A 19,629-nucleotide genomic window follows, 5' to 3' on the forward strand; every position below is an offset into this window, starting at 1 on the left:
CTGCAAAATTCGTCCATTCTATTTGCCATTGATCGGATCCGTATGATTCGTCGAGGTATCAGGCAGCTTGGAATCCGCCTCGTTCTCTTTTTGCGGACTTGTCGTCGAAACGCCGCTTTGTCCGTCCTGCATGGGCAATGAGATGCTTGGCGCTCCCGCTGCTGAATCGCCGACGGGATTTCCCTTGTTATCGTAATAATACATGGGTACATCGCCGACAACGAGCAGATAGGAAATCGGGATTTCGGTCTCCACCAGCTCCGGCTGCGTATCGAAAGGTATAATAATCGATACCTCCGCGACAATGCGCATATAAACTTCTACAAGGATCATATTGATTCCGGCATCCTGCTGCTTGGTCTGAAGGTCTACCTTAACCGCTCCGGTCGGTTCGAATTTTACCGGTATACGGGGACCGAAGGAAGCGATAATGGCGCTTCCCAACGCCTGCCCAAGCGGGATTTTCTCAGGAATATCCTTGATATCGTTCAGCATGGATTGAACACGGTCCGCCGTCTGGGAGGTAATCCGCATATGCTCGGCATAATTAAGCATAAAACCGGATACTTTACCGTTGTCATTCATTTTCCATTCAATCAGCTTCTCGATATCCCCCTGTTTGGCAACCTGATCGGTGATCGCCTTATTAATGGCCTTGGTAGCTACCTGCTTAACTCTGACTTTTGCCACTGTCATCAATGGCCCTTGCAGATTGCGCTCCACAAAGATAAAGGTCTGAAAGAAAAACAGAAATAGAATAAGCGAGATAAACAACCACAGCTTCCGCCTGTTGCGGGGTTTGCCGCTCCGGCGTTTGCTGGTGCTGTGCCAGCCCCGTCTCCCCCATTTCGGCATGCTGAGCACCCCTTTTCGCACTTCGTCCGCCTTTTCTATCCAAGCTTATGCGAAGGGATTGCAAAAAAGAAGAAACACCCGTCCATGGGATGTTTCTTCTTCTTTTAACCTTACGGGTCCCGTGAAGCTTACCGGGCGGCTTTAGCTTCCGATCGTTTGCTGTGAGTCCAGTTAAGCAAATAACCTGCAGCCACAACTGCAACAGCCAGAACAACGGGGAGCAGATGCTCACTCCATGGCAGCGTTAACTCGATAAACGAACTCGCACCCTTATCGCTGAGAATCATTTCTCCCGCCGTGTAGCCAAGGAGAGCGGCACCCAGTGTGACAATAACGGGAAAGCGCCTCATTAGATGCATCAGCAACTGGCTGGCCCAAATAATAAGAGGGATGCTGATGGCCAATCCGATCACAATGAGCAGGAAGTTCCCACCAGCCGCGCCGGCCATGGCCAACACATTGTCCAGACTCATCACCAGATCGGCCACGATGATGGTTTTCACTGCACCCGATAATTTGGAGCTGGAGGCAATCTGCTCCTCTTCCTCTTCCTGCTTCATCAGCTTAACCGCGATTAGCAGCAGCAGAATGCCGCCAAATGCTTGCACAAAAGGAATGCGAAGCAGCCAAACGGCGATAAACGTCAATACCACCCGCAATCCGATGGCCCCTATACTGCCCCAAAACACCGCTTTTTTCTGCTGCTCCTCAGGCAAATTGCGGCTTGCCAAAGCGATTACTACCGCGTTGTCTCCGCTGAGCACAACATTTATAAGAATCAGCTCGAGCAATACAATAACAAAATTACCTTCCATTTCGTTCTCCCTTATGCCGTATTCGCTTTATTCCTTATCCTGCAGGCAATCCCTGGAAGTTTGCTTGCTCTCTATAGTTCTGCCCTTATACTTCAGGCTTTAAAACAAATACGCCGCATTCAATCGGGCTGCGGCTTGAATGACTGATTGAACGTTTGCCGGTAAGCGCCCGGTGTCTGACCGACAATCCTGCGGAAAACGACCATAAACGAGCTCAGATCTTTGTAACCGACCGATTCGGCTATTCTGCTTATTTTCAACTGGGTGCTTCTGAGCTGCTCGCAGCTTTTTTGGATCCGCAAGCTTTGCAAGTAATAATTAAAGCCTTGTCCGGTATGCCGCTTGAACAACCGCTGCAGATGGCGTTCACTCCACTGGAAGCGGCCGCTCAAATGAGCTAGAGTCAGCTTCTCCGCATAATTCTGCTCCAAATAGCTTAATAGCTGAAGGAAACGTGCCGGTTGGCTCGGAATAGCATGGCTGGTGTCCGTGTGCAGCCGGTAAATCGTCACAATCAGCTGCAGCAGCAATGTATTCAAATAGGTTGTGGAGCCGCTCCGGGGCAATGAATATTCTTTATACAGCAACAGGAACAGCCTCTCGATCTCGGCGTCGGCGTCAAAGACGGCATGATAAGAGCGTGTTTCTTCCTTCAGCCCCTCAATATAAGCGGCGACAGGCTCATCAATCAGGAGCGGCATCAGGCGGTCGATAAGCGACTTGGGGAAAATGCAGTTATAGACTATTAAGGGATCCCTGGCAGCGTCCATCGAGGTAGGGCGAAACACATGGGACGTTCCGATGGGGATTACATGCAGCTGCCCCCGATGGATACGCTGAACCTCTTCTTCGATATAATGAAATCCTTTGCCTTCCGCCACATAAGCAAGTTCAATGAACTCATGGGAGTGAAGCGGGAGAATAAAGTCCTCAACTGCCCGGTTGACATAAAGAAGCAAATGATCACCAAAGAACCCCTCTTCTTTAAACATCTGTCTGACCTGTTCCATGCAGGGATCACCCCTTCCATGATGTCGTATTTACCTCTATATATTGTCCTTTATACCGCATATAAACAGCACATTCAATCCTTATAATGAGAGTAAGAGTTGGACAATATACCTGAAAGGTGAGATCAGCTTATGGCGATCGTAACAAAGCTTCGCTGCGAATATTTGGAGAACCCCATCGGCCTTGATAATCCACACCCCAGAATCAGCTGGCAAATTCAGAGCGGTATCCGGTCCTGGCTGCAGTCGGCCTTCCAAATTCAAGTTTCCCCGAGTCCGGATTTCAGCAGCTTGCTGTGGGATTCCGGCAAAGTCCAAAGTAACGAATCCACCCATATTGCTTTAACGGAATTGGATGTCGAAGCTTCGCGGCGCTATTATTATCATATCCGGGTCTGGGATAAACAAGAACTAGCATCGGCTTGGTCTGAAATCGCTTTCTGGGAAACAGGTTTACTGGAACCAGGCAACTGGCAGGCCCAGTGGATAAGCGCGCCGCTGCAATCCTTCCCGGTGGAATCCGGGCAGTCCCCTCTGCTCCGCCGCATATTCAGCGTGAATGCCCCTGTCAGAAGCGCTCGAATTTATGTCACCGCTCTGGGACTGTATGAATTAAACTTGAACGGTATCCGGGTCGGTGAGGATTATTTCACACCGGGGTGGACCAACTATAATAAACGGCTGCAGTACCAGACCTACGATGTAACCGCGTTATTGTCCAATGGCAGCAATGCAATCGGAGCTGCGCTGGGTAATGGTTGGTTCAAAGGAAATTTGGCTTGGGAAGATAAGAAAAATATCTATGGCGAGCGCACCGCGCTGCTGCTGGAGCTCCATGTGACCTATGAAGACGGGTCCGGGGATGTAATCGTATCCGATAACGGATGGAGGGCGGCCAAAAGCCCGGTCTTGCTGTCGGAAATCTATCATGGGGAAACGTACGACGCGCGTCTGGAAAAGCAAGGCTGGAGCACTGCAGCCTATGACGACTCGCAGTGGGAGCAGGTGGAAGTGCTGGAGCACACCAAAGCGATTCTCATCGCGCAGGAGAACGAGCCCGTCCGGAAAATCGGGGAATTGCAGCCGATTGCCCTCCTCACGACACCTGCCGGAGAAACCGTCATCGACATGGGCCAAAATATGGTCGGCTGGGTCCGGTTCACCATGAACGGCGCTGAGGGGCAAGAAGTCAGCCTGCAGCATGCCGAAGTGCTGGATCAGGAGGGCAATTTTTATACGGAAAATTTGCGGAATGCCAAGCAGGCGATCCACTATATTTTGAACGGACAAGGTTCCGAGACCTATGAGCCGCATTTCACATTCCAGGGCTTTCGTTATGTGAAGCTGACAGGATTCAGCGAGCCGGTCAGATTGGAGGATTTCACCGGTGTGGTTCTCCATTCGGATATGGAGGTGACGGGAGATTTCCAATGCTCGGACCCGCTCATTAACCAGCTCCAGCATAATATTTTATGGGGCCAGAAAGGAAACTTCCTTGATGTTCCGACGGATTGTCCGCAGCGCGATGAACGGCTCGGATGGACCGGGGATGCGCAGATGTTTATCCGCACATCGGCCCATTTGATGAATGTGGCCCCTTTCTTCGGCAAATGGCTGAAGGACTTGGCTTCGGATCAACTGGAGAACGGCGGCGTGCCTTTTGTCATTCCCAATGTGCTGGGCGATGAGGCTCATTCCTCAGCGGCTTGGGGGGATGCGGCGGTCATTTGTCCCTGGGTTATCTATCAATGTTATGGAGACAAGCGGATTCTGGAGCAGCAGTACGAGAGCATGAAAGCATGGGTCGATTACATGCACCGGCAAGGCGAGCAGGAATTCCTCTGGAATACCGGCTTTCATTTTGGAGATTGGCTCGGGCTTGACTCCAAACCGGGATCCTATATCGGAGCAACCGACCGGGACCTCATTGCCACTGCCTTCTTCGCCTATTCCACCTCTTTATTCGTAAAAACAGCCGCCGTACTGGAGAAGAAAGAGGATATCGCCTTCTACTCAAACTTGCATGATGAAATTCTGAAGGCGTTCAAGCACGAATTTATTACGCCTTCCGGGAGATTGTCGGTTCCGACCCAGACGGCCCAGGTGCTGGCTCTGATGTTCGGACTTGTGGAGGGTAAGGCAAAGGAAAGAGCGGAGAAGAAGCTGCTGGAGCTTATGGATGAAAGCAAGCATCACCTGACCACAGGTTTTGTCGGCACACCGTATTTAAACCTCGTGCTCAGCCAGATCGGCAGCAAGGACGCGGCCTATAAGCTGCTGTTCCAGACAGATTATCCATCCTGGCTGTATCAGGTGACCAAAGGCGCAACAACGATCTGGGAGCATTGGGACGGGATTAAGGAGGACGGCAGCTTCTGGAGCAAGGATATGAACTCCTTTAACCACTATGCTTACGGCGCGATCGGCGATTGGCTGTACCGCTGTGTAGCGGGGATTGATACGGATGAAGCGGCACCGGGATATAAGCATATTCTGATTAAGCCGCAGCCGGGAGAGGGACTTACCTGGGCCAAAGCAACCCTTCAGACCCTGCATGGCCTTGTCGCATCCGAGTGGCGCCACCGCGAAGACTCCACCATGGAGCTTCATGTGACCATCCCGCCTAATACGACCGCATCCATTCTGCTGCCTGAAGCGGTGGAGGAAGGGATTCTGGAGAACGGGAAGGATATTGCCCTCTCGGATGGCATTCATTCGATGAGCCACATAGATTCCGGAGCAGCTCTGGAAATCGGGTCGGGCGATTATGTGTTTACTTTCTCCGTGCCTGTCCCCGTACAGGCTGGATAAAAGGTATATAGCACTTGAATACAACGCGATGAGGCAGCTTGCAGGCTGCCTCATCGCGTTGTTTGATATTACCTCATCCCCGGTCGAGGTCTGCTTTTAGGATAGCGGCAACAAATTCGGACTTTCCATCGCAGTAGCTGTCAATGTCATGGCGATGCTGCTTGGCGAGCTTCATTTTTATCGAAGCATATTCCCTGCGGGCGGCTTCATGGGAACGGAGATAGTCACGAAAAGCGATATGCTCCAGATAACCTTTGCCATCCTTGGGGCATACATAAAGATGGTATTTCATAAAGCCGTCCGGAACGGTGGGATTAAACGCCTCGCGCCCTTCTATCCCGAGATTGCCTTGATGTTCGAAGCCTGCTTTGGCCAGACGCTCCACAATAGCCGGCAGCATGCTGTAATCCTCCATCACCGCATCGAGATCGATGATCGGCTTGGCCGGAAGTCCTTCCACCGAGGTGCTCCCCACATGCTCGATACCCAGAATCAGATCGCCGATATAGCCTTCGATCATGCTCCTGATTTGCCGAAACTGCTCCTTCCATACCGGATCGTAAGGAACCACTTCAATCACTCTTGTTTTTTCCGCCATACTTGAACCGGACACTCCCTTCAAAGTAGAGACGACTCGACATGATTCAACCTCTATTATGAATAAAAAAGGGCACTGAGGAAACATCCTATTTTCTGTTTGGCAATCCGGCCTCTACCGCTTGCATATTGGGCTCAATATGATCCCAACGATTGATGCAATGATGAAGAATCATTTCCAAATCGTTTGCCCTCTGGGTGTTATCCAGGTTTCTATACAGAATATTCATCAGCCAATTCGTCAGATTTCGAAGATGATGGCGATAGGCGTAAAACCGGAGCATGTCGATATTTATAGTCACCGGATGACCGATCTGCTTCTCATAAGCAGAAAAAAACACCTCAAAACCATCACCTATATAACTCATAAAATCAAGTTCAGGAGGCGCCATTATCAACGATTCCCAATCAATCACGCAGATCCCGGTCTCATGGCGAATCAGGTTCCCTCCCCAAAGATCCCCATGGCATAAAACCTTTTCTCCGGGATCGGCTGCTGCCGCGCGCCCAAGCTTCTGAACAAGCTCAAGCATCGCTGCGATTTGCTTCTTTCTGGGCAGAACATGTTCCCTTAGGGATTGAAGGTTGGGATCGTCCGCGGACTGGATCTGTTCAAGAGCGGACAAAGCTTTCTCCAAGCCAGGTACGAAATCCAGCGAATAGGTTTCAATGACCAGCGACTGGGCGGCGATGCGGGAGGTTGACTGATGAAGAAGCGCGGCCAGCTTCCCGATTGTTTGCAAGATTTCAATTGAAAAAGGATAAGCCTCCGCCAGTGACTCTCCCTCAATAAAAGGAAATAAAACGGCTGTGCAATCGCTTAATACAATTTTGTATTCCCCTGCACGGGTTCGGATGGGAGACGCAAGATTCCGAAAAAGCCCCTGATGATATAAATGCCAAGTTGCCGGCAAATAACCATCCAGACGGGCAATCCCTTTTCGTTGGCTGTCATTATGATGATCAAATACCTTCAGGTAATACCGCTGCGCAGCCGTGCCATTCAGCAAATACGAATAAGCCGAATCTCCCATCGGAATGAAGAGCAGCTTATCGGCTTGAATTCCGTATTCTTCATTAAGCTTCGTGATTAGCGCGGATTCATCGGTCTGAAGTTTTGTTTTCATTTTGCCTCCCGAACTCGAACAAGGTGCCGCTGCAGCGGTCTTTCTTCTTGTGTACCAAGTATTCGAGTTCGTTAATGAGCTGCTGACTAAACACCAAACTGTTTTAAATGATGGTCCAAGTGCTTATATAATCCTTTTCCCCACTGCTCAGGGGTGAGCTTCCCAAAAAAAGGATGCGGATGAGTCGTACAACTTTCAGGCCCATTACTTTGGAATTCTATTATTTTTTGCTTCAGTCTTTCTTTTTCGGCCTCAAATACTTTTTTATCTGTCACTAAAACAGTCGGAATGGTGGACATGTTGCGGGCTAACGGCTTGTCGTTATAAAAAACGGGTTTTGCAAACTTACCTATCAATACCCCTAACCAGCCTCTTGGTGGACTAGTATTTCCCATTGCAATGTCTTGAAACGCCGAGCAATGAGCGAGCATTTGGGCAACATCCATTTTACCCCAATGAGGTTGTGAAACCGGGCTCAACGTGTCGATACGGTTTAGAATTTCCACTGTATGCAAATAATCAAAGATATCTTTCATAACAGCTCCCTTCAGCTTAATTTCTGAAATTAAACTGGCAAGCCTATTCGTGATGTTTTTTTCTGATATTTAATTAGTTGAGGCGGGATATAGCTTATTATAACATTGTGCAGTTGAGGATATTTCTTATTGATTGCTGTTTAGTCTGATCCGGCGCAACCTGAAGGGATAGCTTGCCGAGTAGCGATTTGTTTCCTATATACACCAAAAGGCATCAAACCCTTGTATTTCACAGGTTTTGATGCCATCTGGCTGTCTCATTTGAGACGTTTAAATCCCCCATTCCTTGCGCGCATCCTCAACCGATTTCAACGGCTCCTTGCCCCAAGCATAATGCGCCTTCGGTTTTTTGCCGACCCATCGCGGATCCGCCGGTTCCGAAGCCAATTGGTACCGCGTATCCGAACTGATTCGATACCGGTTGGTCGTATTATTAAACGAAGCATGCATCATGAACATTCCGAAAATAATCAAGTCGCCTGCCTCAAACGCGGTGGTCGCCCATTGCCCGCCGAACGTATCGACCAATTCGATCGGATCATCGGAGAGCCAGCCCGTCGCTACATTATCCCTGTCAACGTCCATTTGCCCGTACGTTTCTCTGACCTTCGCGTAATGCTGGGAGCCAAGCAGCATCGCAAGCGTACCTTGCTCCAGCGGAATATCCGCCATTGGTGTCCACATCGTATAGAGGTTCTTCGTGCCCCTGCCCATATAAACGATATCGTAATGAGCTCCGGTATTGCCTCCATGCCCAACGGCGCGCGGCCATTTGTAGTCAAACGTCATCGAGGGCCCGCCGAGCAGTCGATCGAATAGCCCGAATACCTTCGGAGAATTGACGATCTCAAGAAAACTCGGAAACTCCGCTTCCAGTTCCGATGCGCCCTTTCCCCACATGCCGCCTTTGTTTTCAGGGCCGATGACGCCTTCCTCTACCTGGGCATCTGGATCAAGCTTGCCTTGCTTGGCGAGGCCTTGACAAAACTCTCGATGCGCATTCAAAACCTTGCTGCGGTCATGGAAGCCCCGAATAAGTAAATATCCGTCCTCTTGCAGTCTGGCCCGGAGCGCCTCCGTATCGTCCATCAGATCGTTCGAACTGCGAAGCTCCATCAGGTATTTACTGCCCATCTCCATTTCTTGGTTTCCCATCATTAATTTCATTATCTATTCCTCCTGCTTGACATGGTTTCTTAATAATAGAATCATAACATTCGGCATTCGAATCAACCATGCGAATTAGTATGGATTTTCTATATAAATGTAGTCTATAATTCGTTTAATGCACAAAATAATGATATATTTGTAGAATTTCATTCAGAAGCAGAGGATGATTCCATGGATCATATGTTTCAATTGCCTGATTTGTACAGCGCCCTGCGGATTCCGGGCATGGAGTATGCCAAGCACAAAGCCGGATGGTCCTACCCAGACCATCGGCATCCTTATTTCGAGTTTTTGTTTTGTATTTCCGGCGAAATGGATCAATGGGTCAACGGACGAATGTACCGGATGTACCCCGGCGACGCGATTATCATCCAATCGGAGATGCTTCATCGAACGGAAGCGCGGATGGATTGCAGTTATTTCGATTTTCATTTCGAAGTGGAAATCAATGCGATCAACATGATCTTCCAACTGACCGCTGATCCCGTGTTGCGCAGCGAATCCTACGGGCACGTTTCCGAATGGGTATCGCGGTTTATCACCTGTTTCGGAGAGCATCTGCAGCAGATAATGGTTCGCGAAGATACGAAGCCCGCGACGATCGCTGACGACATGGCGGCCTCCGTCAAGCAACTGCAGATGCATTCCAGCATCCTGGACTTTATCGCGAATTTGGCATCCGAGCTAATCGTTGTGCAAGATAGCCCGCTCCCGGTAAGCGGCGTCAAGCCCTCGCAATTGAAGCTGGCGCGGGAAGCCGCCTATTGGATGGAATATCATGTGAATACCCGTATCAATATTACGGCCATCGCCCAACAATTAAATGTCCATCGGACGCATTTGCATGAGTGCTTCAAGCTGGTCTATGGCATTTCGCCTTCCGTATTTCAGCAGCGCATCCGGATCCGCGAAGCCAAGAAACTGCTGCAAAACACCGACCTCAGCGTGGAAGAAATCGGCCATGCCCTCTGTTACTCCTCGGCCAGCCATTTCAGTCAAGCCTTTCGCAAGGCTATGAGGGTATCACCGCAGCAGTTTCGTCATTTCAAATGAACGACTTGGAAGGTGTTCAATTTCCCTTCCTTAGTCGACAAGATTCGGTCTCTTGTGATGCACATATGGATCTCCGAGTAAAAAAAAAAAATCATACCCGATGCGAGCCGAAGCTTCAGCATGCAGGTACGATAAAATTGAAATAAGGGACTCATGAACGGCTAGCGAGCGACTCCGCCGCGGCGACATACCGCACGGCATGCTCCCGTAGCTTCCCGTACTCTCCCGCGCGTATCCACGCCAGGTTCACAAGGCTGCCCCCCACGCCGAACGCGCAAGCGCCCGCTGCTGCATAATCCGCCATATTGTCGGGATTCACCCCGCCAGTCGCCACCATCGGAATATGCGACAACGGTCCCTGCAGCTCCTTCAAATAAGAAGCGCCTAACGTTCCGGCCGGAAACACCTTCACCGCTTTCGCCCCGAGCTTCCAGGCACGAACGATTTCCGTCGGCGTCATCGCCCCCGGCACGATCGGCACGTTCGCTGCAACCGCGCAGCAGATCGTCGCCTCATCAATGTTCGGCGTGATTAAATATTCCGCGCCTGCGTCGATCGCTTTCGCCGCCATCTCTTCATCCAGCACCGTGCCCGCTCCGATTCTGGCCCGGTCCCCGAATCGGTCCCGCCAGCGGCGGATGATGCCGTAAGCGCCGGGTGTGTTCAAGGTCACTTCGATCAGGCGGATACCGCCGTCCGTCAGCGCCTCGGCCGTGTCATCGGCGTGAGCTTCGGGAACGCCTCTCACGATCGCAATGACCTTCCTTTGGCGCAGCTCTTCCATCAGTTCCATTCGTTAACCTCCTTTCAACCGAGTCGATCGGCTCCACCGGTTCGACCAGTTTTCACCTCGTCGTTTGCCGCTTGCCCTGCATCAGCGCTTCGAGCTCCGAAAGGGAAGGAAGCCCAGACCAATCTCCCTTGAACTGCGTCGCGAGAGCCCCATATACATTAGCTCTCTCCAAGCCGCGGAGCAGCAGCTCCGGCAGTCTTTCCGTCCGCCAGTCCTCGGTGGGGCCAACCATGACGGACAATAGCCCCGCCGCGAACGCATCTCCCGCTCCGACCGTATCCACGACGCGCTCGACCCGGTAACCCGGCACGCGAAGGATAGCGTCCCCAGTAAAACCGACCGATCCGTCTTCGCCAAGCTTTAACGCAACGACAGACGGTCCCATCTGCAGAAAGTCGTGGCCGTAAGCATCCGGGCTCATCTCCCCGAGCAGGAACTCCGCTTCTTCGGCACCTGGCAGGAACAAGTCACATAGCGGAACTAGCGACAGCAGCGTATCCCGAGCTGTCTTCTCATCCCACAGCTTGCGCCGCAGATTTGGATCGAACGACACGGTCAGTCCCTGTTCCCGCGCCATGTTCATCGCTATCCGGATCGCGTCCGCCGTCCCGTCTCCGAGCGCGGGCGTGATCCCGGTCACGTGCAGGTGCTTCGCCCCCGCAAACCATTCCTCCCGCACATCGGCAGCCGTCAACCGGCTGGCTGCGGAACGCGCGCGATAGAAGTAGACGTTCGGATCGCCATAGCCTTTGAATTCCTTGAAGAACAGACCCGTCGGCGCAGAACTGTCCCGGACGGCCAGTCCGACATCAAGACCCTCCCCAGCGAGCGTCCGCAGAACGAGATCCCCGAACGGGTCTTCGCCCAAACGGCCGATCCAACGGGCTTGCTTGCCCAGCCGGGTTAGTCCGATCGCCACATTGGTTTCCGAACCGGCCACGGATTGGCCGTACAGAGGCGCGTAAGCGATCGGCCCTTCCGTCATAGGCTGGAACAACACCATGCTCTCTCCGATCGTGACAACGTCTGTTTCGTACGGTCTCACTCGATTTCCACGATCATTTCGATCTCGACTGGCGTGTTAAATGGAAGCTCGTTGGTACCGATCGCTGCGCGGGCATGGCGCCCTTTCTCCCCGAATGCCTGAACGAGCAGCTCGGAGGCGCCGTTAATAACAAATGGTTGCTCGGCGAAACCCGGCGCCGAATTAACGAAGGCGAGCAGCTTCACGACCTGCTTGACGCGGTCCAAGTCGCCGATATGATCCTTCAATACAGCGAGCGCGTTAATCATGACCTGACGAGCAGCTGCCTGCCCCTGCTCGATCGTCAGGTCCGTTCCAAGTTTGCCTTCATGCAGCAATACGCCGTTCACGCGACAATCGAAACCCGACGTATAGACAAGGCTGCCCACCGTCTTCGCCGGCACGTACTCCGCAATCGGCTTCGGTGCATTCTCCAATACGACGCCAAGCTCCTCTAACCTTTTCTCCACAATCGCCATTATTCTGTTCCTCCTTCAGCCTTTCGAATCGTCTTATCAAGCTCCAACAGCCAATCGGACACGCTCCCCACGATGGTGTCCAAATATCGTTGCCCTTTCTCTGCGCTCGCTTGATCCGCGGAATCCGAGTACCCGTCGCGGCCTGTAATCAAGCCATGCCTGCCCATGTAATACCCTTCAGCTCTAGCCCAGCTGTTCACCGGATGTCCTGATTGAATCCGCCCGGCGTCCACAAGCTCGGGGCAAATCGCCATGACGAGCGACGTTTCGAAGCCCCCCGCGTGACCGGGAACGAGCCCGACGCCAGATGCGTCCGTACCGCCCAGCGCCGTATTGGCGATGTTCCAATAAGAGGCGGCCACCGTCCAAACGTCATGCCCGACCGCCGTATCCTGCGCAACTTGCGTCATGATCTGATGGTTGCCGCCATGGCCGTTCAAGAATATGATCCGCTCGAATCCATCCTTCACCAAGCTCGTCGCGACATCTGCCAGTACCCGATGATACGTCTCCGCAGAATACGAAATCGTGCCGCCGTAGCTCAGATGATGCTCCGAACAGCCGATGCTCAGTATAGGCGCCATCAGCACTGGCATCCTCCCCGCGACCCGCTCGATCGACTTGCGCGTCACATAGTCGCAGATCATCGTATCCGTGTTCACCGGCAGATGCGGACCATGCTGCTCGGTCGCCGCCAGGGGAACGATGACGTAACCGCCTTCGCGGGCGAACTCGTTCAGTCGTTCCCTCGTGTAATGCTGAAAATGATACCCGCCGTGCGTTGTTTCCATACTCGCCATGAAAGTCATGACGCTCGCCCCCTTAATAGCTGACGCTCAGATGCGGCGTCTGGATTTCCTTGCCTTCGTATAACGAATGCATCAGGGCGTCAAGCGCCCCCGTCGTCAGCAGCGAACGCTCCACCGGGTATGGCGCGTTGCGGGTATGGATGAATCTCTCGATCGCAAGCACCAGATAGCTGAAATGGCTGTGCGGCTTCTGGTTCTGGAGCCGGAACTCGACGCAGACCGGCTCCTCGCCTTCCGCCACCTGATAAGCCGAGACGAACATGCGTCCCTCCGGCTCTGCAAAAATCATCCCCGCCTGCAGCCCGTCTGCGTATTCGAGCTCTACGAACACCGGCTTCTTCAACTGGTACGGAAACATATCGAGGTCCCGCAGGTTAACGAAACCGCCCAGCTTTCGGTAAATCGCATGCCAGTCGTCGGACAGGATTCGGTCGATCGCCGCTTGCTCCGTGAACGTCCGCACTGCGCGGATTCCGGTTTCTCCTCCTGCCCGGTTCTCTGCAACACTTTGCATCATTTCCATCGTATGATAGCAATAGCGCTCCACGTCGTCGTAGGCGAAGCCGAGCATCTTGTGCATTGGAGCGCCGTAAGGAATACTTGCCGCCGCCGGCCTTGGAAGCTGTGGGCAGAAAGGCAGTACGGAGCTGGACATGAACGGAACGTCATGCTTCTTGATCTGCTCATACATCCATTCGATGTCTTCCTGAACGATTGCGAACCCCTTGTCCGTAAAAACCGGAACGATCCGGTCGAACTCCAGCATAACGTTCAAGCATTCTTCGAAAAACGCGCGCCGGGGATAAAGGACCTGCCCGATTTCGTTCTCCGGATATTCGCCAAGCTCCCCGATCACGATGATGCCGTCCAGCTCAAACGTATCGCCGCCATGCAGCAATGCCTCACGAATGGAGGGATACAAGGAGACGCCGTGCTTGTCCGCCATGTCCTTCCCCATGTCGTTGGCAGGGAATTGATCGATGAACATCGACACGATATCTACCGTCGGTTTATAGGTTCTGCCGTTTAATGTGTAGCCGTCCAGGAATTTCGTAATGATGACATCGGCATGGTTAGTAGACCAATATTCTGTAATAATGGCCGCGACTTTTTTATTCGGTTTGTTCATAGCCTAATCTCCCCTTAATAATGAACCGCATATTTGAAATCGATCGAGCGCAGCGTCGTATCTGCGACGTCGACAAGAATATTCGCTTCCTTCACTGCGTTATAATCCGGCCGCATTCCGGCGCGAACCCGGTCACACGCCGATTGCAGCTCGCCCACGAGAGCTTCCAAGCCAAATTCAAGCAGATCAGCGCCGCCCGGTAACGCTACGGATCCGCACTTCCACGGATCGCCGAGCAAATACGTCAGGTCGCTCGTATCGATATCGATCCGCCCTGCGTCTCCGATCACGGATAGTGACCCGTTCGTTAACGGCCCTTCGCCCTCCGTCTTCCAGACGTTGGACATCGTTCCTTGCACACCATTGTCGAATTCAAACTCAAGCCGCTCGATATTCCGGATTCCGTTCTCGAGCGCTTTGGAACCAAATGTCTGCATCCGGTCGAACTTCACCGCTCCGGCCAGCCAGAAGGCGATATCCATCTCGAACAGCAGGTTCTCGTAATACGTCGGCAGCCTGTCGTAATGCTTGCGAATCGACACGCTGCGGGACCGGCTCAGCTCTATTCTCTCAAGCTTGCCCAGCTTGCCTTGTTTAATAGCTTCATAGACGGAACGGTATCCGGCATGGGCGCGCAGCAGACGCGGAACGAATAGGTTCAACTCGCGCTCGATTGCCCGTTTCCACAGCTCCACCGCCGCGGCCGGATTCGTCGCAAACGGATGCTCCGCAAACACGTGGACGCCTGCGGACAAGGCTTGCGACACCGGCAGGAAATGATCGGTTTCGTGCGTGACGACGCTCACCAAATCCAGCTTCTCCGCTGCCAGCATGTCATCGACATTCGAGTAACGGCCAACGATGCCGTAAGCTTCCGCAACCCGGGCGAGCCGTTCCGGCCGAACGTCGCACACTGCGACGACCTCGGCCCCCTTGACCTTGCTGAATGCCTGCACATGGGATTCGCCCCATCGGCCCAGACCGATAACCCCAACTCTAGCTATAGACTTCATCGTTAATCCTCCACTTCCGAGCCGTCACTTGATCGAGCCGGCCGTCAAACTTTTAATCATGTATTTTTGCAGGAAGATGAATATAATCGAGACGGGAACAGTCGCGACGAGCGATGCTGCCATCATGTCATTCCATTCAATTTTGTTCTGCGTGACCAGTTGACCGACTCCGACCGGAACCGTCTTCAGGTTCTCGTCCGACATCAGGATCATAGCGAACATATACTCATTCCAGCCCATTACGAACGAATAGATTGCCGTTGCGACGATACCCGGTAGGATGAGCGGCAGGATGATGTTCCAGAACGTACGGAAAGGTCCGCATCCGTCGATAGACGCCGCCTGGTCAATTTCCTTCGAAATGGAATCGAAATACCCGAGCATCATCCACGAACAGACTGGAATCGTGAACGTAATGTACGTAATAACCAGACCAAACAGCGTGTTGACGAGACCGACTTGCGTCATGATATTGTAAAATGGAATGAGCAGCATGATCGCCGGGAACATCTGCGTTACGAGCAGGAAGGTCAAATAAAAGCCCTTCCCCTTGAACTGGAACCGGGATGTGCCGTAACCGGCGAGCGTCGAAAATATAATCGAAATAAACGTGGACGCGAACACGACAATCAGGCTGTTCGCAAAATAGTGCCCGAACGGATAATCGTTCCAGATATTGCGGAACGCCTCAAGTGTCGGATGGGCGGGAATCCATTGGGGAGGCGTCGCGAACGTGTCCTCCGGCGTTTTCAGTGCAGTGGATATCATCCAGAAGACAGGCACCAGCACCATCAAAGACGCGACGATGAGCAACGCGTACGCGACGATATTGCCTGTAAGGCTGCGAGTTCTAGTTCCTGCCATCGGATAACAACCTCCTGTACGCAAAGCTTATCAACAAACAAATCAAGAATACGATGATCGACAATGCCGCGGCTTGTCCGAAGCGGAAGTCGGTGAATGCCAGCTTGAAAATATCGATGCTCACGACGCTGGTCGAATTGACCGGACCGCCTTCTGTAAGCAGATGAATGATCGTAAAATGCTTGAACCACCAGATGGTTTCCAAGATTAACGTGGAAGCGAGCACGACCTTGAGGCTTGGAAGCGTAATGTACCAGAACGACTTCAGCTTGCCTGCTCCGTCGATGTCCGCAGCTTCGTACATATCCTCGTCAATCGCTTGAAGACCGGCCAGAACGAAGATCAGAACGAGCGGATACCCTTTCCACACGGCGACGAACACGACGCCCAGCATTGCGTATGTCGTGCTGCTCAGCCACGCGATCGGCTCGTTGATCAGATGCAAGGTCATCAGGACGTGATTGACCAGGCCGTAAATCGGATCGAACATCCATTTCCATAACAACGCGACGACAACTTCCGGGAATAACCAAGGCAAGATCAGGATGAGCCTGAAGAAGGTTCTCCCTTTCAGCTTCATGTTGAGCAACAAGGCGAGCAGAATGCCAATGACGAAATTACCGATGAGAACGAGTACCGTAAACTTGACCGTAATCCAGATTTTCTCCAGGAAATCCGGCTTCGTTAAGGCTTCCCAATAGTATTTCAATCCGACGAAATCCCAACGGTTCATCAGATTCGTATCGAACATGCTCACGTAAAATCCGTATAAGATCGGATAAGCGACCAACACCAGCATCATAATAGCGGAAGGCAGGATAAAACCATATCCTGCCCACTGCTTCCTTGAAAAATTGTTTTTCACGGGGAATCCCCTCTTTCACACTATTGATTCCGCTCGATCTCGCTTCTCACGGATTCCGCCGCTTTCGTAGCCGCCGTTTCCGCTTTTGTACTGCCAGCGAGCATGGCTTGATACGCTGTGCCTACCGCGGATTGCACCTGGGAGAAGAAAGAAACGACTGGCTGCGGGACTGCGTATTGCTGAGCGTCCAAGAAGCCTTTGTAGACCGGTGACTGCACTCTTGCGTCGTCTCCCGCTTCCATGCGGGTCGGCATACGCCCGGTGCCTTCGAAGAACTTAATCGCATTTTCTTTCTCCACGAGGAACTTCAAGTACTTCGCTGCGGCTTCTTTGTTGCTGCTTTTCTCCGAGATCGAGAAGCCGAAGGCGCTCAGGTTCGAGGAATGCTCGGTTTTCTTCGGTACAGGTACGGCTGCCAGCTTTCCTTCAAGTTTCGGGTTCTTCTCGATCAACCCCGCGATCGAATGGGAACCGGAGATGACCATGCCGATTTTGTCGTTCGCCATGAGCGTGACGTTCTCGGCATAGGCGTTTTGCATCGCACCCGGCGGCGTAACCTTGTATTTGTTTGCAAGGTCGCCGAAGAATTGAAATGCTTCAATCGCTTCAGGACTGTCTAAATCCGTAACCCATTTGCCGTCTGCATCCTGCTTGAGCTCGCTTGCGCCGAAGCTGTGAAGAATCGGCAAGAACCGATACGTACCCGAGCTGTTGTTCGTGCCGACGAGACCAAAGCCCCATTGATCGGCCTTGCCGTCACCGTCAGTGTCTTTTGTCAGCTTTTGTGCGGATTTCACGAAATCGTCCCAGGTTACAGGCGGCTTCAGGCCTTCAGCCTCGAACCAATCGGTTCGATATATTAACGCGATAGGCGTCGTAAACCAAGGCATGTATTGCAGCTTGCCGTCGATCGTCGATTCCTTCAGCACACTTGGATAGAACCCTTTCACGAAGTCTTCCCCGAGCAGCGGCGTCAGATCCGCGGTAATGCCCATACCGTTGGCCGTAGCATAGAAATCGCTCGTGTTCAGGAAGATATCAGGCAGTTGGTTCCCTGTGGCGAGCGTCGTGATTTTCGCGAAGGCATCGTTCTGGGAAAGTCCCATAAATTCGATCTTGATGTCCGGATTGGCTTTCATGAATTCGTCCGCCAGCTCCTGCTCAATCTCGCCCGCAGGCTTCTCGACGATTGTCGAGGACATGACCTTCAAGGTGACTGGTTTTCCGGAGTCGGAACCCCCGTTGCCATCGTTCGAAGTGTTGCTGCCGCAAGCGGCCAGAACCGAGGACAAAGCAACGATCGCACTTAATGCGGCAATGCTCCTTTTTTTCTGTCTGTTCTTCATGCTTAGACCTCCCATTAGACTATCTTTTTTCGATTCCCCGGAAACTTGAATTTATCACACGCATGAGTCTATAATGGTGGGATAGTTTCTCACGAATTATTCGCGGACGGCCTGTATGGCCCGTCTACCGTCCGAGTTGGAATCGACAATATAAGAGTAACATCCCCCAAGAGCGAAGAACATTTCATAATGTAAACGCTTCTTATACTTTTGGAGTCAAAAAAACGAATCACATACAAGACAAGCAAGCTCGATCGGCACCTGGAAGGAGCATCCTGCATGCAGTATTTCTTTCAACTATCCCGCGTATACAACGCCATCCATTTGATCTCGATTTACTATTCGAGCGCCGAACGGAATTGGTCGTTCCCTAATCATCGCCATACGATTTTCGAATTCAAGCACTGCCTGAAGGGGAAGGTTGAAATAAAAATAGATGGTATCTCCCACATCATTACGGCCGGAGAATCGGTCTTCATGAAAGCGGGCGCCTACCATCAATTAATGATGCTGGAGGACAGCGTTTATTTCGGTTTCCATTTCGATATCGAGATGCCATCGATCTACTCGATCTTCCAGTCAATCCCACATCCGATTATTGACGAAGGACTGCGGGCGTACGTCTCAGAATGGCTGCAGCAGTTCCTGAGCCATTACGGGGAAGATTTCGAACAGCTGCATCACCTCCCGAATACGCCAGTCAACACTTCGGTCACAAGCACGCTGAAGGCGCTGAAAATGCATTCCAGCTTCGTGGAATTCCTCTATACGCTTGCGGAGTTCTATCACGCCCGCTCGCAAGAGACGAAAGACGTCATTCCGCCCTCACACAAGAAGATCGCGCATCAAGTCGCCTTCGAGCTAAACAATACTGATAGGTATAACCTGCAAATCGGGGAAATCGCGAAGAAGCTGAATCTGCACCGGGCACACATTACGAATTGCTTCAAGGAAGTGTACGGCATGACGCCGAAGCAATATTTGATGCAGCTGCGGACCCAGAAAGCCAAGCAATGGCTGACGGAAACGGACCAGACGGTAGAGGAAATTGCCGACAGCCTGATGTTCTCGTCGCCCGCTCATTTCACCAAGTATTTCATTCAACAAACCGGTAGTTCGCCTTCCCATTACCGGGCAAAAAAAGACATCCCCGACATCCCCTAGGCCTCGCCACGCTGGTCGTCTTCCGTTCTTTGGCAAGCTCTCAATCGTTATAATTAAGCATGGGATACAATTTGGAATCCCGTGAATGGGGAAAAGGCAGCCGGAACATATGATATGCTCCCCATACGGTAGACAGGTGAAATAATAAAACCTGTCACTGTAAGGGGAG

The 19,629-nt window shown here is 52.1% G+C and carries 19 protein-coding genes; 3 read left to right on the plus strand and 16 right to left on the minus strand.

Annotated features, from left to right (window positions below; translation table 11 throughout):
- Positions 1–18 precede the first annotated feature (18 nt).
- The 3 genes from yunB to IEY46_RS19105 form a co-directional block, all read right to left on the minus strand.
- Positions 19–855 carry a sporulation protein YunB gene (gene yunB / locus IEY46_RS19095; RefSeq protein ID WP_188993647.1) on the minus strand — a complete coding sequence of 279 codons (837 nt, stop codon included), beginning with the start codon at positions 853–855 and terminating at the stop codon, positions 19–21.
- A gap of 128 nt (positions 856–983) precedes the next feature.
- A complete protein-coding gene (locus tag IEY46_RS19100) occupies positions 984–1,670 on the minus strand; it encodes a TerC family protein (RefSeq protein ID WP_188993649.1) in 687 nt (228 codons plus the stop codon).
- A gap of 119 nt (positions 1,671–1,789) precedes the next feature.
- Positions 1,790–2,680 (minus strand): AraC family transcriptional regulator, encoded by an 891-nt coding sequence (locus IEY46_RS19105; RefSeq protein WP_188993651.1) that lies wholly within the window; start codon positions 2,678–2,680, stop codon positions 1,790–1,792.
- 132 nt (positions 2,681–2,812) lie between these two features.
- Here IEY46_RS19105 and IEY46_RS19110 point away from each other — a divergent pair, with 132 nt between their 5' ends.
- On the plus strand, positions 2,813–5,491 hold the full coding sequence (locus IEY46_RS19110; protein ID WP_188993653.1) for a glycoside hydrolase family 78 protein: 2,679 nt from the start codon (positions 2,813–2,815) through the stop codon (positions 5,489–5,491).
- Between the two features lie 73 nt (positions 5,492–5,564).
- Here IEY46_RS19110 and IEY46_RS19115 read toward each other — a convergent pair whose 3' ends face one another.
- From IEY46_RS19115 to IEY46_RS19130, 4 genes are all read right to left on the minus strand, one after another.
- Positions 5,565–6,089, minus strand: a complete 525-nt coding sequence (locus IEY46_RS19115) for a GrpB family protein (RefSeq protein ID WP_188993655.1) — start codon at positions 6,087–6,089, stop codon at positions 5,565–5,567.
- Positions 6,090–6,177: 88 nt separating this feature from the next.
- Positions 6,178–7,215: a phosphotransferase enzyme family protein gene (locus IEY46_RS19120; RefSeq protein WP_188993657.1), complete on the minus strand. Its 1,038-nt coding sequence runs from the start codon at positions 7,213–7,215 to the stop codon at positions 6,178–6,180.
- A gap of 86 nt (positions 7,216–7,301) precedes the next feature.
- Positions 7,302–7,751 carry a DUF1569 domain-containing protein gene (locus IEY46_RS19125; protein WP_188993659.1) on the minus strand — a complete coding sequence of 150 codons (450 nt, stop codon included), beginning with the start codon at positions 7,749–7,751 and terminating at the stop codon, positions 7,302–7,304.
- A gap of 270 nt (positions 7,752–8,021) precedes the next feature.
- Entirely contained in the window at positions 8,022–8,918 is an 897-nt protein-coding gene (locus IEY46_RS19130; protein WP_188993661.1) for a phytanoyl-CoA dioxygenase family protein, read from the minus strand.
- Between the two features lie 174 nt (positions 8,919–9,092).
- On the opposite strand from IEY46_RS19130, the gene IEY46_RS19135 reads away from it, so the two are divergent.
- Positions 9,093–9,974 (plus strand): helix-turn-helix transcriptional regulator, encoded by an 882-nt coding sequence (locus tag IEY46_RS19135; protein ID WP_188993663.1) that lies wholly within the window; start codon positions 9,093–9,095, stop codon positions 9,972–9,974.
- Between the two features lie 151 nt (positions 9,975–10,125).
- Here IEY46_RS19135 and IEY46_RS19140 read toward each other — a convergent pair whose 3' ends face one another.
- The 9 genes from IEY46_RS19140 to IEY46_RS19180 are packed head-to-tail and all read right to left on the minus strand — an operon-like array spanning position 10,126 to position 18,296.
- Positions 10,126–10,767 carry a bifunctional 4-hydroxy-2-oxoglutarate aldolase/2-dehydro-3-deoxy-phosphogluconate aldolase gene (locus IEY46_RS19140; protein WP_188993665.1) on the minus strand — a complete coding sequence of 214 codons (642 nt, stop codon included), beginning with the start codon at positions 10,765–10,767 and terminating at the stop codon, positions 10,126–10,128.
- 52 nt (positions 10,768–10,819) lie between these two features.
- Entirely contained in the window at positions 10,820–11,812 is a 993-nt protein-coding gene (locus IEY46_RS19145; protein ID WP_229750368.1) for a sugar kinase, read from the minus strand.
- Positions 11,809–12,270: a RidA family protein gene (locus tag IEY46_RS19150; RefSeq protein WP_188993667.1), complete on the minus strand. Its 462-nt coding sequence runs from the start codon at positions 12,268–12,270 to the stop codon at positions 11,809–11,811. The genes IEY46_RS19145 and IEY46_RS19150 overlap by 4 nt, the downstream gene beginning before the upstream one ends.
- Positions 12,270–13,079 (minus strand): creatininase family protein, encoded by an 810-nt coding sequence (locus IEY46_RS19155; protein ID WP_229750369.1) that lies wholly within the window; start codon positions 13,077–13,079, stop codon positions 12,270–12,272. The genes IEY46_RS19150 and IEY46_RS19155 overlap by 1 nt, the downstream gene beginning before the upstream one ends.
- Before the next feature lie 13 nt (positions 13,080–13,092).
- Entirely contained in the window at positions 13,093–14,208 is a 1,116-nt protein-coding gene (locus IEY46_RS19160) for a hypothetical protein (RefSeq protein ID WP_188993669.1), read from the minus strand.
- Between the two features lie 14 nt (positions 14,209–14,222).
- Positions 14,223–15,221, minus strand: coding sequence for a Gfo/Idh/MocA family protein (locus IEY46_RS19165; RefSeq protein ID WP_188993671.1), 999 nt, complete (start codon positions 15,219–15,221; stop codon positions 14,223–14,225).
- Positions 15,222–15,245: 24 nt separating this feature from the next.
- Positions 15,246–16,085 (minus strand): carbohydrate ABC transporter permease, encoded by an 840-nt coding sequence (locus IEY46_RS19170; RefSeq protein WP_188993673.1) that lies wholly within the window; start codon positions 16,083–16,085, stop codon positions 15,246–15,248.
- Positions 16,072–16,950 (minus strand): carbohydrate ABC transporter permease, encoded by an 879-nt coding sequence (locus IEY46_RS19175; protein ID WP_229750370.1) that lies wholly within the window; start codon positions 16,948–16,950, stop codon positions 16,072–16,074. Before IEY46_RS19175 ends, IEY46_RS19170 begins: the two co-directional genes overlap by 14 nt.
- Positions 16,951–16,970: 20 nt before the next feature.
- Positions 16,971–18,296, minus strand: coding sequence for an ABC transporter substrate-binding protein (locus IEY46_RS19180; RefSeq protein ID WP_188993675.1), 1,326 nt, complete (start codon positions 18,294–18,296; stop codon positions 16,971–16,973).
- A 279-nt stretch (positions 18,297–18,575) separates the two neighbouring features.
- Between IEY46_RS19180 and IEY46_RS19185 the strand changes: the two genes are divergently transcribed.
- On the plus strand, positions 18,576–19,460 hold the full coding sequence (locus tag IEY46_RS19185) for an AraC family transcriptional regulator (protein WP_188993678.1): 885 nt from the start codon (positions 18,576–18,578) through the stop codon (positions 19,458–19,460).
- Positions 19,461–19,629 lie beyond the last annotated feature (169 nt).

The organism is Paenibacillus nasutitermitis (genome assembly GCF_014641075.1).
GTDB lineage: Bacteria > Bacillota > Bacilli > Paenibacillales > Paenibacillaceae > Paenibacillus_Z > Paenibacillus_Z nasutitermitis.